Origin of the sequence: Agromyces allii (genome assembly GCF_009749385.1) — a bacterium.
Taxonomy (GTDB): domain Bacteria; phylum Actinomycetota; class Actinomycetes; order Actinomycetales; family Microbacteriaceae; genus Agromyces; species Agromyces allii.
Window position 1 is genome coordinate 1 of the sequence record NZ_WBIN01000020.1, and the last position, 12,508, is coordinate 12,508.

A 12,508-nucleotide genomic window follows, 5' to 3' on the forward strand; every position below is an offset into this window, starting at 1 on the left:
AGCGCCCGGCGGCGGCCCCGGCCGGGCGCCCGGCTCGTGCGATCACGGCCGTCGTGTCGGCCGACCCCGAGGCCGACGCCGAGGTCGGCAGCCTCGTGGATCCGAGCATCCGGGTGCGCACGGCGTCGGGCGACGCTGCCGTGAAAGGTGGAGCGTCCGGCATCGTCCCGAGCCCCGCGGCCCCCGCCGCCCCCGCGGCCCCCACCGCCCCCGGGATCGCCGCCTCGACCGCCGAACGCATCGCCGCGGCATCCGCGAACCGATCGGCCGGGTCCTTGAGCATGGCGCGCACGACGATGCGGTCCACGTCGCGCGGAATCCTCGAGTCGAGCACCGAGGGCACCGGCGGCGGCGAGCCGAGATGCGCACGCATGGTCGCGCCCGGCGTCGTTCTCGGGAACGGCGCACGCCCCGTGAGCGCGAAGTGCAGCAGGCCGCCGACCTGGTAGAGGTCGCCGCGCTCGTCGACGGGTTCGCCGCGCAGCTGCTCGGGGGACATGTACGCGACGTTGCCGATCACGCCGGCCGGGCCGCCGTCGGCAGGGCCAGGCTCGCGCGCATCGTCGTGCGCGGTCTCGCTGCGCAGGATGTCGTCGCCGACGGCGGCGCGCCCCGCGGCATCCGCGAGTCCGAAGTCGAGCAGCCGGACCCCGTCGGCGCCGAGCCGTCCGTGGGCGTCGACGGCGACCATGACGTTCGCGGGCGAGACGTCGCGGTGGATGAGCCCGTCGGCGTGCGCGGCCTCGAGCGCGCGCAGCACGCCGTCGGCCACGCTGAGCGCCTCGGCCACCGGAAGGGGTCCGTGCCGCTCGACGTGCTCGGAGAGACTCATGCCGCCGGCGAGCTCGAGGGCGATCCAGGCGATCGGATCGCCCGAGCCGTCGTGCACGCCGACGTCGAGCACGCCCGCGATGTTCGGATGGCGCAGCGACTGCATCCGCCGCGCCTCGGCCAGGAACGCGTCGCGCGCCGCCGGCGCCTCCGACAGGTGCGGGTGCAGGACCTTCAGGGCCACCCGCTCGCCGGTCTCCACGTCGACGGCGGCGAACGCCGACGCCGAGCCCCCCGACCCGAGCAGCTCGCCGAGTCGGTACCGACCCGAGACGAGTCCAGACCGCGCGTTCATCCGCCGCTCGGCCTCGCCGCGCCCCGCACCGTCACCAGGCGTCGACCTGCGACTTCATCGGCACCCGGCGGCTGAAGCGCCTCGACGGAGCGGTGCGATCGACGTCCTCCGACAGCACGGCCCGGTGCAGCGCGGCGAGGGCGCCCATGGCCGACGCGATGCTCGTCGAGGTGGAGCTGTACCACCGCCCGCACGTCATCACGGGGGTTCCGCCGCAGGTCACGACCCAGCCGTGCGAGGCGTTCACCGGCCCGTCCATGATGACGACCTCGAGACCGGCGGATGCCGCCTGCAGCCGCTGCACGTGGGTGCGCGCGGCTGCGTGGCTCGAGTACAGGAGGTAGCTGCGGCCGAGCTCGCGGTTGTTGCTCGCGAGGAGCCGCCAGAGGCCGGACGCCTGCGCGTCGCCTCGCCCGTGCCGCTCTTCGGCCGCCGCCGCGGCCGCGGGGCGATGCGGGGCAGTCGCCGTGGCGACGGTGCGCGCCGCGCTGGCCTTGATGCCCGGACCGATCTGGTCGCCGGCGCCCGCGAGCTGGGAACGGAACCGCCCCCACGCGATGAGCATCGGGTCGTCGGCCGAGCTGAACGCCGTGAACGTCACGCGGCCGCGCGCACCTTCGCCGTGCGCGACCTGGTCCTCGGTCACGTTGCCCTCGTCTCGAACGGCGGCTCCGTCGTGGCCGCTCGCTGAGCAGGATCCGGTCGACGGGTTACCGCGCGGCCCCCGATGCACAACGAAGAGATGGCCGGCAGATGATCAACGGATGACCGCTCGAGCCGGGCTTCCTCGCGCGATTCGCGCGGGGCCGGGGCACCGTCGCGCAGAGCCCGTCGAACCACCCCCTTAACAGGTCACAGGCGGCGTTTCAACGGTTGTGCGACCCCGAGCCCGGTGCCAGACTGAACGGAGTCGGCGTCTCGCCGGCCACCCGAACGGAACCAATGACGCCGCATCGCTCTCAGCCGGACTCGCCTCGCACGCCGACCGTGCGAGGTCGACGCGTAGCGACCGCGGTCTCGGCGATCGCACTCACGGGCCTCTTCGCCGTGTTCGGCGCCAGCCCGTCGTACGCAGAAGAGCTGCCGCCCACGATCGCGGCGACCGACACCGCCGACGAGCCCGAGAGCACGCCCACGCCCACTCCCGAGCCGACGCCTGAGCCGACTCCGGAGCCCACGCCCGAGCCGACTCCGGAGCCCACGCCCGAGCCGACTCCCGAGCCCACGCCGACTCCGACGCCGACGCCGACCCCCACGCCGACGCCGACCCCCACGCCCACTCCGAAGCCGACGCCGACCACACCGCCGACCGCGACCCCCAAGCCGACCGAGACTCCCGCACCCGGCAAGACGCCGGCAGCCCCGGCTCCCGCGGCGCCGACGCCTGCCGCGATCGCTGCGGCGATGGTCTTCAGCGGCGACGGGCCGTTCGTGCGGGTGTCGACCGGGGCCAACCGCGACGTCACCTCGCTCCTCGCCGCACGCACCTCGATCGATCGCGCGATGACCACGCTCCGCAAGGCGGAGTCGTCTCTCGCCGACGCGAAGTCGACGCGGGAGATCGCCCGGTCGCTCGCTCGTCAGGCCGACGACGACGCCGCCCTCGTCCGGGCCGAAGCCGACGCCGCGGGCCGGGCGTACTTCGCCGCCGCGAACGGCGACGGCAGCACGGTCTCGTCGCTCGACGCCGTGTTCGGCTCCGGCAAAGACCTGCTCGCCGGCCTCGCCGGCATGGACCGCGTCTCGAAGCTGGCCGGCGACTCCGCCGAGCTCGAACGCATCGCGGCCGCCCGCGACGAAGAGGCCGACGCCGCCGAGCTGAAGGCCGAAGAGGCGTGGGCCGCGGCCGACGGCACGAACGTCGAACAGCGCGAAGGCGACGTCCACGACGCGGAGATCGTGCTCGCCGACGCGCGCACGTCACTCGACGGGCTCCGCGCGAAGGCCGCGGCCGAGAGCGTGGCCCTCATCAACACGCTTCCCGCCGACTCCGGGCAGCTGAGCGCGCAGGGCTGGTCGCAGCCGGTCGCCGGGCGCATGACCGACGGGTACGGGCCGCGCCCGAACAAGCCGGTCGCCGGCGTCAACGAGTTCCACCGCGGCACGGATGTCGCGGCATCCTGCAACTCCCCGGTCTACGCCGCGACGAGCGGCGTGGTCGTCGAAGCCAGGGCGAACGGCAGTTACGGCAACTGGATCCTGCTCGACCACGGATCCGGCGTCTCCACCGGCTACGCGCACCTCGTCGACGGCGGCATCCTCGTGAGCGCCGGCGAGTCGGTGACCGCCGGCCAGTTGATCGGCATGGTCGGCAGCACTGGTGCGTCCACCGGATGCCACCTGCACTTCGAGGTGCGCCTCGACGGTGTGGCCGTCGACGCCCGTCCGTTCATGGCGGCCCGCGGCATCGTCGTCGGCTGACGCCCCGCTTCACGCGAGAAATCCGCCGGTCGAGGAGCACGCGACGAAGGAGCGAGCGTCTCGAGACCCGCGGAGCGACTCGACCACCGCGTCTGGGATCCCGGACTCCCGCCACGCGGCATCCGTTGTCGCTCCAGATCGCGTGCGCGAGCATCGATGACATGACCGACGCACCGACCATCGAGCAGCCCGGCCCCGCAGGCACCGCCGCCGCATCCGCCACCACCGCCGCCGCCCACGGCCCCCGTCCCGTCCGCGCCGCCCGAGGCACCACGCTCACCGCGAAGAGCTGGCAGACCGAGGCGCCGCTGCGCATGCTCATGAACAACCTCGACCCCGAGGTCGCCGAGCGACCCGACGATCTCGTCGTCTACGGCGGCACGGGCAAGGCCGCCCGCAACTGGGAGGCGTTCGACGCGATCGTGCGCACGCTCGAGGGCCTCGAGGCCGACGAGACGCTGCTCGTGCAGTCCGGCAAGCCGGTCGGCGTCTTCCGCACGCACGAGTGGGCGCCGCGGGTGCTCATCGCCAACTCGAACCTCGTGGGCGACTGGGCGACGTGGCCCGAGTTCCGCAGGCTCGAGCAGCAGGGCCTCACGATGTACGGCCAGATGACGGCCGGCTCGTGGATCTACATCGGCACCCAGGGCATCCTGCAGGGCACCTACGAGACGTTCGGCGCGATCGCACGGGCCCGCTTCGACGGCACCCTCGCGGGCACGCTCACCCTGACCGGCGGCTGCGGCGGCATGGGCGGCGCGCAGCCGCTCGCCGTGACCATGAACGAGGGCGCGGTGCTGATCGTCGACGTCGACGAGACCCGCCTCGCGCGCCGCGTCGAGCACGGCTACCTCGACGAGGTCTCGGCCGACCTCGACGACGCGATCGGGCGCGTGCTCGCTGCGAAGGCCGCGCGCACGCCCCTCAGCGTCGGACTCGTCGGCAACGCGGCATCCGTCTTCCCCGAACTGCTCCGCCGCGGCGTGCCGATCGACATCGTCACCGACCAGACGAGCGCCCACGACCCGCTGAGCTACCTGCCCGAGGGCGTCGGGGTCGACGAATGGCACGAGCTCGCGGCATCCGACCCCGAGGCGTTCACCGATCGCGCCCGCGCGTCGATGGCGAAGCAGGTGCAGGCGATGGTCGAGTTCCAGGATGCCGGTGCCGAGGTCTTCGACTACGGCAACTCGATCCGCCGGGAGGCCGAGCTCGGCGGGTACGACCGCGCGTTCGCATTCCCGGGATTCGTGCCGGCCTACATCCGCCCGCTCTTCGCCGAGGGCAAGGGGCCGTTCCGCTGGGCCGCACTGTCGGGCGACCCGGCCGACATCGCGGCGACCGACAAGGCCGTCCTCGAGCTGTTCCCCGAAGACGAGCACCTGCGCCGCTGGATCACGCAGGCCGGTGAGAAGGTGCACTTCGAGGGGCTGCCGGCGCGCATCTGCTGGCTCGGCTACCAGGAGCGCCACCTCGCGGGCCTGAAGTTCAACGAGATGGTCGCGTCGGGCGAGCTGAGCGCTCCCGTCGTGATCGGCCGCGACCACCTCGACTCGGGTTCGGTCGCGAGCCCCTACCGCGAGACCGAGGCCATGGCCGACGGCTCCGACGCGATCGCCGACTGGCCGCTGCTGAACGCGCTGCTGAACACCGCCTCGGGCGCGACCTGGGTGTCGCTGCACCACGGCGGCGGCGTCGGCATCGGCCGCTCGATCCACGCGGGCCAGGTGATCGTGGCCGACGGCACCGACCTCGCGGCCGAGAAGATCGCCCGCGTGCTCGTGAACGACCCGGGCACGGGCGTCATGCGCCACGTCGACGCGGGGTACGAGCGCGCACGCGAGGTCGCCGCCGAACGCGGCCTGCGCGTGCCCATGCAGGAGTAGGCGCGAGCTCCGCCGTCCGCCCCACGCCGAGACGTGGGGGGGGGGGGGGGGGGGCGGGGGGCCCCCCCCCCCCCCCCCCCCACGTCTCGACCATCCTGAGATCGGGGATCACATGCGCACGCTCATCACGAACATCGGCGAGCTCGTCACGAACGACCCCGCGCCCGGCCGCGAGGACGGGCCGCTCGGCATCGTGCGCGACGCCGCGGTGCTCGTCGAGGACGGGGTCGTGACGTGGGTCGGCCGCGCGGCCGACGCGTCGAGCGCCCATCCATCCGTCGAATTCCGCCCGTCAGGCCTCGCCCAGGGAGCGAAGATCGACGGGTCGCGGGATGCCTCCGAGCGGGCGGATGTCTCGGGCACGACGCGTCCCGAGAGCCCGAGCGGAGGAGAACGCCCGCTCGGGAGGACGCAGCGCGCCGAGGGATCCTCCGCTCGCGCCGATCTCCTCCCGAACGCCGTCGTCGACGCGGTCGTCGACGCGGGCGGTCGCGCCGTGATCCCGGGCTTCGTGGACAGCCACACGCATCTCGTGTTCGGCGGCGACCGGGCCGACGAGTTCGCGGCGCGCATGGCGGGCCGCGCCTACGAGGCCGGCGGCATCCGCTCGACCGTCGCGGCGACGCGCGCCGCGACCGACGACGAGCTGCGGGCCAGGCTCGCGGTGTTCGTGACTGAGCTGCACGTGCAGGGCACGACGACGTTCGAGATCAAGTCGGGCTACGGCCTGAGCGTCGCCGACGAGGAGCGGCTCGTGCGCCTCGCGCGGGAGGTCACCGACGAGGTGACGTTCCTCGGGGCGCATGTCGTGCCGTTCGAGTTCCGCGAGGACCCGCGCTTCGCCGCAGCCGACGGCGCCGGCACCCCCGAAGCCGCCGCCCGTGCGGCCGACGCCTACGTCGACCTCGTCGTCGGGGAGATGCTCGACGCCTGCGCGCCGCACGCGCGCTGGGTCGACGCCTTCTGCGAGCGCGGCGCCTTCACGCCCGAGCAGTCGCGGCGCGTGTTGGAGGCGGGCGCGGCGGCCGGCCTCGGCATCCGCGTGCACGGCAACCAGCTCGGCCCCGGCGGCGGGGTCCGTCTCGCGGTCGAGCTCGGCGCGGCATCCGTCGACCACTGCACCTACCTCGACGATGCGGATGTCGCGGCGCTCGCGGCATCCGACACCGTCGCCACCCTGCTGCCGGGCGTCGAGTTCTCGACGCGGCAGCCGTATCCCGATGCGCGGCGCCTCATCGACGCCGGCGTCACGGTCGCCCTCGCGAGCGACTGCAACCCCGGATCGAGCTTCACGAGCTCGCTGCCGTTCTGCATCGCCGTCGCCGTGCGCGACATGGGCCTGACGCCCGCCGAGGCGCTCTGGGCGTCGACCGCGGGCGGCGCGCTGGCCCTGCGGCGAACGGATGTCGGGGCGATCCGCCCGGGCGCCCGCGCCGACCTCGTCGAGCTCGACGCCCCGAGCCACGTGCACCTCGCCTACCGGCCGGGCGTGCCGCTCGTGCGTCGCGTGTGGGCTGCGGGAGAGCTCGTCGCCTGAGCGACGCGCCCGACGCCCGAGCCAGCCGCCAGACGGCCAGACCCAGCCGGTCAGCCCCGGCGTACCTCGATCGCGCTCACGCCGCTGAAGCCGAGCCAGGCGCGATCCCCCGACTCGACGAGCGTCGCGAGCACGTGGTCGCACGAGTTGCACCGCACGACCGTGCCGGCCGGGCTCGTGAACACGATGGCCCGAGCGAACTCGTCGACCGCGCCGCAGCCGTTGCACCTGGCGATCGCCGTGGTCACGTCGAACGAGAAGAATTCGGCGAGCGCTCCGGCGAGCGCGTTTCCGTCGAGATGCTGCATCAGGTGCCTCCGAAGCGTTCGGTGCGAATGGCCCGGGCGTCGTGCCCGAGTTCGATGAGCCACGAGGCGACGCGTTCGACGAATCCGGTCGAGCCGCACACGTAGACGAGCGGGGCATCGGATGTCGGGAGCACCGCCTCGGCGAGCGCCTCCCTGGTGATGCGGGCGGGCGGTGTCGGCCAGCCCGCCGGCGCCTCGCGCGTGTAGACGAGGTCGAGCCGGAACGGGGCGGATGCCGCGGCCAGTCGCTCGAACTCCGGGGCGAAGAACACGTCGGCGGGCGTTCGCACCGAGTACAGCAGGCGGAACGGCGTCGCATCAGCGGCATCGGCATGCGCCTGCGCCATGGCGACGAACGGCACGACGCCGGAGCCGCCGGCGATGAGCTGCACGGGCCGGGTCGCCGCGGCGACCGGCCCGCCCGCGGCATCCGGACCGCCAGCGGCATCCGGCCCGCCTGCGGCATCCGCCTCGCCATCGCCCGCGGAAGCCGCGACCCCCGCCGCGGCCGGCTGCCACACGAAGAACGCGCCGAGCGGCCCGTGCACCTCGAACCGGTCGCCCGCGCGCGCGACGTCGACGAGGAACGGGGACACCTCGCCGTCGGGCACGCGGTCGACCGCGAGCACGACCCGTGTGGTGTCGCCGGTGGCCGGGCCGGCCGAGGCGATCGAGTACGAGCGGGTCGCCGTGTACCCGTCGGGCGCGGTCAGCCGCACGTCGAGGTGCTGCCCGGCGGCGTTGCCCGGCCACCCGTCGACGTCGAGCTCGAGTCTCGCCGCCGTCGTGGTCTCGGGCGTGTTCGCGACGACCGTCGCCGGGTGCCAGCCCGATCGTGGAACGCTGGGGCGGCCGATCACCAGTACCGCTCCTCCTGCCACGGGTCCCCGTGGATGTGGTAGCCGTTCTGCTCCCAGAATCCGGGGTCGTCGCGCGGCATCATGACGAGCGAGCGCACCCACTTCGCGCTCTTCCAGAAGTACAGGTGCGGCACGATGAGGCGCGCCGGGCCGCCGTGCTCGGGGTCGAGCGGCTCGCCGTCGAACTCGGTGACGACCCACGCCTGGCCGTCGAGCAGCTCGTCGAGCGGCACATTGGTCGTGTAGCCGCCGTAGCTGTGCGCCATGACGAAGTCGAACTGCGACTCGACGTTCTCGAAGAGCGTGTCGAGCGAGACGCCGCGCCAGCTCGTGCCGAGCTTCGACCAGTGCGTCACGCAGTGGATGTCGGTGTTCACGTCCTCGTGCGGCAGGGCGTTGAACTCGTCCCAGTTCCAGCGGTGCGTGGCGCCTTCGGTGACGATGCGCAGCTCCCACTCGGCCGTGTCGACCTCGGGGGTCGGCCCGGCCGAGAGCACAGGGAAGTCGTGCACGAGCGTCTGCCCGGGCGGCAGCCGGTCGTCGCGTTCACGCGACCTGCCGCCGAATCCTCGTGTGATGAACGACATCCGCACTTCCTTCCGCTCGACTGCGACTGGTGCTGCTCGGCTCCCCCGCCCGACGATACCGACGCAGCGCCCGCCTGTCACCGGTCGTCGCGCGACCCGAGGTCGGCGATAGCGTAGACGCATGCCGAGCACGCGGGCCGCGTTCCACGAGACGGCCACCCTGATCCCGGTGGCGCAGCACCTCGAGCGAGTGCTCGCCGCGGTTCGAGCCGACGCCGGCGCGCAGCCCGCCGCCCGCATCGAGACCGTGCGACTCGCGGATGCCGCGGGGCGCGTGCTCGCGGCATCCGTCGACGCCGTGGTGGCCTCGCCGCCCTTCGACAACTCGGCCATGGACGGCTTCGCCGTGCGGTGGGCGGATGTCGCGTCGGCGACGCGCGAGGCTCCCGTCGCGCTGCGCGTGGTCGCCGATCACGCGGCCGGCTCGCCCGACGCGCACGATGCGCCGCCGCTCGGCCAGGGCGAGGCCGCCCGCATCATGACCGGAGCGCCCGTGCCCGCCGGCGCCGACACCGTGGTGCCCGTGGAGCGCACCGACGGCGGCACCACGGGCCCCGAGCATCTCGTGCAGGTCTTCGACGCACCCGACCTCGGCCGCCACATCCGCCGTGCCGGCGAAGACCTCGAGATCGGCGACCGCCTGCTCGACGCCGGCACCCTGCTCGGCCCGCGCCAGGTCGCGGCCGCCGCCACGGCCGGCCACGGCACCCTCGAGGTCGTTCGCCGGCCGCGCGTCTCGGTCGTCGCGACGGGCAGCGAGCTCACCGAACCCGGCGAGGCGTTGCATCCGGGTCGCATCCCCGACTCGAACTCGCTGCTGCTCGCCTCGCTCGTGCGCGAGGCCGGTTGCGACGTCGTCGAGGTCGTGCGCATGCCCGACGACGAGGCGCGGCTGCTCGCCTGGCTCGCCGAGCGCGAACCGGCCGACGCCGTCGTGTTCACGGGCGGCGTGAGCGTCGGCGCCTACGACATCGTGCGGCGCGTGCTCGCCGGACTCGGCACGGTCGACTTCGTGCGCGTGGCCATGCAGCCCGGGTCGCCGCAGGCCTTCGGACGCCTCGCCGACGGCACGCCCGTATTCGGCCTGCCCGGCAACCCGGTCGCCGTCGCCGTGTCGTTCGAGGTGTTCGTGCGCCCCGCGCTGCTCGCGCTGCAGGGGCGCCGCGACGTGCAGCGACGCAGGGTGCGCGCGACCGCGGCGCTCGGCTGGGACTCGCCCGCAGGGCGCCTCCAGCTCATGCCCGTCGCATTCGTCGAGCCGGGCGAGGGCGACGGCGGCGACGCGGAGGGCGACGCCGTGCGGCCCGCGACGCGCGGCGGCACGGGCTCGCACCTCTCGGGGGGCCTCGCCGCGGCATCCGGATTCGCGATCGTGCCCGAGCACGTCTCGCGCGTCGAGGCGGGCGACCCCGTCGACGTGCTGGTGACCCCGTGACGACCGCGCCCGACGATCACGCGACGACGGATACCGCGAGGCGCCCCCTCGACGCCGTGCTCCTCGCCGGGGGGCGGGCCACACGCCTGGGCGGCGCGAGCAAGCCCGAGCAGACGGTCGGCGGACGCACCCTGCTCGACCTCGCGATCGACGCCGCGCGCCGCGCCGGAGCTCGGAGCATCGTCGTGGTCGGCCCCTCGTCGCTGACCGCACCCGGGTGCCTCGTCGTGCGGGAGGACCCGCCGTTCGGCGGTCCGGTCGCCGCGATCGCCGCAGCCCTCGGGGCTCTCGCGGCGCTCGACGGGCTCAACCGGTCGAGGAGCGAAGCGTCACGAGACCAGCGGACCCCGCACGACCCTGACCCCGATCCCGACGCCGACGCCGACGTGCTCGTGCTCGCCTGCGACCTTCCGCAGGCCCCGGCCGCGGCCGAGCGCCTGCTCGCGCACCGCGCCGGCGCCCCCGACGGCGTCTGCCTCGTCGACGCCGACGGCCGCACGCAGTGGCTCACCGCGATCTACGCCCGCCGTGCGCTCGATCGCGCCTTCGCCGAGCTCGACCGCGAGCCCGACGGCGCCGCGATGCGCCACCTCGTCGCCTCGCTCGAGCTCGGCGAGATCGCCGACGACGGCACCGCCGAAGACGTCGACACCTGGCCGGATCTCGACCGCGCTCGCGAGCGCGCCGACATCCGCACATCCGAATCACCGGCACCCGAAGCGAGGAGCACGACATGAGCACCGACGAACCGAACACCTCGAGCCGACTGACGCCCGCCGATCTCGACGCGTGGGTCGCCGAGATCGCCGCCGACCTCGGGCTCGACCCCGCAGACGTGCCCGTCAACGACATCCTCGACCTCACGCGTCGCGTGGCGCACGGCGTCGCCCGCCCGGCGGGGCCCGTCACCGCGTTCATGATCGGCCTCGCGGTCGGACGCGGCACGTCGACGAGCACCGCGAGCGAGATCGCCGAGCGCATCGGCGCCCGCGCCGACGGCTGACGCCCGACCGGCTCGACGCTCAGACCTTCGCGCCCGGCCTCGCATCCTTCAGCATGCCCGCGACGACGAGTGCGACCGCGCCGACGATCACGAGCAGCCAGAGGCCCAGCGCATACGAGTTCGTCTCGGCGTTGTACGTCGCCCCCATGATGAGCGGCGGGAAGTAGCCGCCGAGACCGCCGGCGGCCGCCACGACGCCGGTGACCGCACCGACCTTGTCCTTCGGGGTCGACGGCCCGATCCAGGCGAACACCGCGCCCATGCCGAGGCCCATCGCCGCGGCCATGAGGATGAAGGTGATGCCCGTGAGGATGCCCTCGGGCGGCTGCTGGCCCACGATGTACGCGAGCGACACGATGCCCGCGAGCGAGATGAGCGAGATGACCTTGGGCCCGACGCGGTCCGACAGCGCGCCGCCGAGCGGGCGGGCGACGACCGCCGCGACGGCGAACAGCGCGGTGCGGCTGCCGGCCCCCACGGGGTCGACGTCGTCGGGGTAGATCGTCGTGAGGTACTTCGGCAGGAAGGTCGAGAAGGCGACGAAGCCGCCGAACACGATGCCGTAGAGGAAGGCCATCTCCCACGTGATGCGGAGCTTCAGGGCGCCCTTGACCTTCGGGATGAGCGGCTGCCGGCTCGACTCCCACGCCGGCGAGTCGCGCAGGAAGAACCACACGATCACGGCCATCGCGACCATGATCCCGGCGACCAGGAAGTGCGTGGGCAGGTAGCCGATCGACTCCGCGAGGCGCGGGGTGAAGAAGGCCGACACCGCCGTGCCGATCATGCCCATGCCGAACACGCCGTTCGCGAAGCCGCGACGCTTCGGCTCGTACCAGGCGCTCGCGAACGGCACGCCGACCGCGAAGATCGTGCCGGCGACGCCGAGGTAGAAGCCCGCGACGAGCAGCAGCGGGAAGCTCTTGATCTCTCCGGCGAGCGCGACGAGCAGCACGGCCGGGGCTGAGAGCAGCAGCACGGCGACGAACATCCTGCGACCGCCGAAGCGGTCGGTGAGCGCGCCGACGACGATGCGGCCGAGCGCGCCGACGAGCACCGGGGTCGCGAGCATCAACGAGATCTGGCCCTCGTCGAGGCCCATCTCGTCGGCGTAGGTCTTCTGCAACGGGGCGATGAGCATCCACGCCCAGAACCCGACGGTCGAGGCGATCGTCGCGAGCAGCACCTGCCCGAGCTGCCCCCGCAAGCTCGTGCCGTCGGCCCTCGCCCTGCCCTCCGTCTGCGTCGACGATGTGCTCATGCTGCCCCTCCAGCCGATCGGAAATCGTGACACTTCCTCAGGCCGACAGTACCGGCCGACCGACGTCGGCGCACGCATCTCGAC

The 12,508-nt window shown here is 73.7% G+C and carries 12 protein-coding genes; 6 read left to right on the forward strand and 6 right to left on the reverse strand.

Going from position 1 to position 12,508, the window contains the following annotated elements:
* Positions 1 to 1,126: serine/threonine-protein kinase (locus GQR16_RS19095; protein ID WP_157416762.1), on the reverse strand; the 1,126-nt coding region annotated here is incomplete at its 3' end.
* Positions 1,127 to 1,157: 31 nt separating this feature from the next.
* Positions 1,158 to 1,772, reverse strand: coding sequence for a hypothetical protein (locus GQR16_RS19100; RefSeq protein ID WP_157416763.1), 615 nt, complete (start codon positions 1,770 to 1,772; stop codon positions 1,158 to 1,160).
* Between the two features lie 341 nt (positions 1,773 to 2,113).
* On the opposite strand from GQR16_RS19100, the gene GQR16_RS19105 reads away from it, so the two are divergent.
* From GQR16_RS19105 to hutI, 3 genes are all read left to right on the forward strand, one after another.
* Positions 2,114 to 3,547, forward strand: a complete 1,434-nt coding sequence (locus tag GQR16_RS19105; protein ID WP_157416764.1) for a M23 family metallopeptidase — start codon at positions 2,114 to 2,116, stop codon at positions 3,545 to 3,547.
* Positions 3,548 to 3,708: 161 nt separating this feature from the next.
* Complete coding sequence (gene hutU, locus GQR16_RS19110) at positions 3,709 to 5,433, forward strand: urocanate hydratase (protein WP_157416765.1); 1,725 nt, start codon at positions 3,709 to 3,711, stop codon at positions 5,431 to 5,433.
* A 112-nt stretch (positions 5,434 to 5,545) separates the two neighbouring features.
* Positions 5,546 to 6,970 carry an imidazolonepropionase gene (gene hutI, locus GQR16_RS19115; RefSeq protein ID WP_246200943.1) on the forward strand — a complete coding sequence of 475 codons (1,425 nt, stop codon included), beginning with the start codon at positions 5,546 to 5,548 and terminating at the stop codon, positions 6,968 to 6,970.
* A 50-nt stretch (positions 6,971 to 7,020) separates the two neighbouring features.
* On the opposite strand, the gene GQR16_RS19120 is transcribed toward hutI, so the two are convergent.
* From GQR16_RS19120 to GQR16_RS19130, 3 genes are read right to left on the reverse strand one after another with little or no spacing between them, the layout of a single operon-like run.
* A complete protein-coding gene (locus tag GQR16_RS19120) occupies positions 7,021 to 7,278 on the reverse strand; it encodes a DUF6510 family protein (protein WP_067879910.1) in 258 nt (85 codons plus the stop codon).
* On the reverse strand, positions 7,278 to 8,138 hold the full coding sequence (locus tag GQR16_RS19125) for an FAD-binding oxidoreductase (protein ID WP_246200944.1): 861 nt from the start codon (positions 8,136 to 8,138) through the stop codon (positions 7,278 to 7,280). The genes GQR16_RS19120 and GQR16_RS19125 overlap by 1 nt, the downstream gene beginning before the upstream one ends.
* On the reverse strand, positions 8,135 to 8,725 hold the full coding sequence (locus GQR16_RS19130; RefSeq protein ID WP_157416766.1) for a molybdopterin-dependent oxidoreductase: 591 nt from the start codon (positions 8,723 to 8,725) through the stop codon (positions 8,135 to 8,137). Before GQR16_RS19130 ends, GQR16_RS19125 begins: the two co-directional genes overlap by 4 nt.
* A 121-nt stretch (positions 8,726 to 8,846) precedes the next feature.
* Here GQR16_RS19130 and GQR16_RS19135 point away from each other — a divergent pair, with 121 nt between their 5' ends.
* From GQR16_RS19135 to GQR16_RS19145, 3 genes are read left to right on the forward strand one after another with little or no spacing between them, the layout of a single operon-like run.
* Positions 8,847 to 10,160: a molybdopterin molybdotransferase MoeA gene (locus GQR16_RS19135; RefSeq protein WP_157416767.1), complete on the forward strand. Its 1,314-nt coding sequence runs from the start codon at positions 8,847 to 8,849 to the stop codon at positions 10,158 to 10,160.
* On the forward strand, positions 10,157 to 10,897 hold the full coding sequence (mobA, locus tag GQR16_RS19140; protein WP_157416768.1) for a molybdenum cofactor guanylyltransferase: 741 nt from the start codon (positions 10,157 to 10,159) through the stop codon (positions 10,895 to 10,897). Before GQR16_RS19135 ends, mobA begins: the two co-directional genes overlap by 4 nt.
* On the forward strand, positions 10,894 to 11,163 hold the full coding sequence (locus GQR16_RS19145; RefSeq protein ID WP_157416769.1) for a DUF6457 domain-containing protein: 270 nt from the start codon (positions 10,894 to 10,896) through the stop codon (positions 11,161 to 11,163). Before mobA ends, GQR16_RS19145 begins: the two co-directional genes overlap by 4 nt.
* Positions 11,164 to 11,182: 19 nt before the next feature.
* Here GQR16_RS19145 and GQR16_RS19150 read toward each other — a convergent pair whose 3' ends face one another.
* Positions 11,183 to 12,424: a nitrate/nitrite transporter gene (locus tag GQR16_RS19150; protein WP_157416770.1), complete on the reverse strand. Its 1,242-nt coding sequence runs from the start codon at positions 12,422 to 12,424 to the stop codon at positions 11,183 to 11,185.
* Between the last annotated feature and the right edge of the window lie 84 nt (positions 12,425 to 12,508).

Excerpts from the sequence above, each read along its gene's own strand:
- GQR16_RS19150 (WP_157416770.1), bottom strand. The coding sequence starts at position 12,424 with ATGAGCACATCGTCGACGCAGACGGAGGGCAGGGCGAGGGCCGACGGC.
- hutI (WP_246200943.1), top strand. The coding sequence starts at position 5,546 with ATGCGCACGCTCATCACGAACATCGGCGAGCTCGTCACGAACGACCCC.
- GQR16_RS19130 (WP_157416766.1), bottom strand. The coding sequence starts at position 8,725 with ATGTCGTTCATCACACGAGGATTCGGCGGCAGGTCGCGTGAACGCGAC.
- GQR16_RS19135 (WP_157416767.1), top strand. The coding sequence starts at position 8,847 with ATGCCGAGCACGCGGGCCGCGTTCCACGAGACGGCCACCCTGATCCCG.
- hutU (WP_157416765.1), top strand. The coding sequence starts at position 3,709 with ATGACCGACGCACCGACCATCGAGCAGCCCGGCCCCGCAGGCACCGCC.
- GQR16_RS19120 (WP_067879910.1), bottom strand. The coding sequence starts at position 7,278 with ATGCAGCATCTCGACGGAAACGCGCTCGCCGGAGCGCTCGCCGAATTC.
- GQR16_RS19145 (WP_157416769.1), top strand. The coding sequence starts at position 10,894 with ATGAGCACCGACGAACCGAACACCTCGAGCCGACTGACGCCCGCCGAT.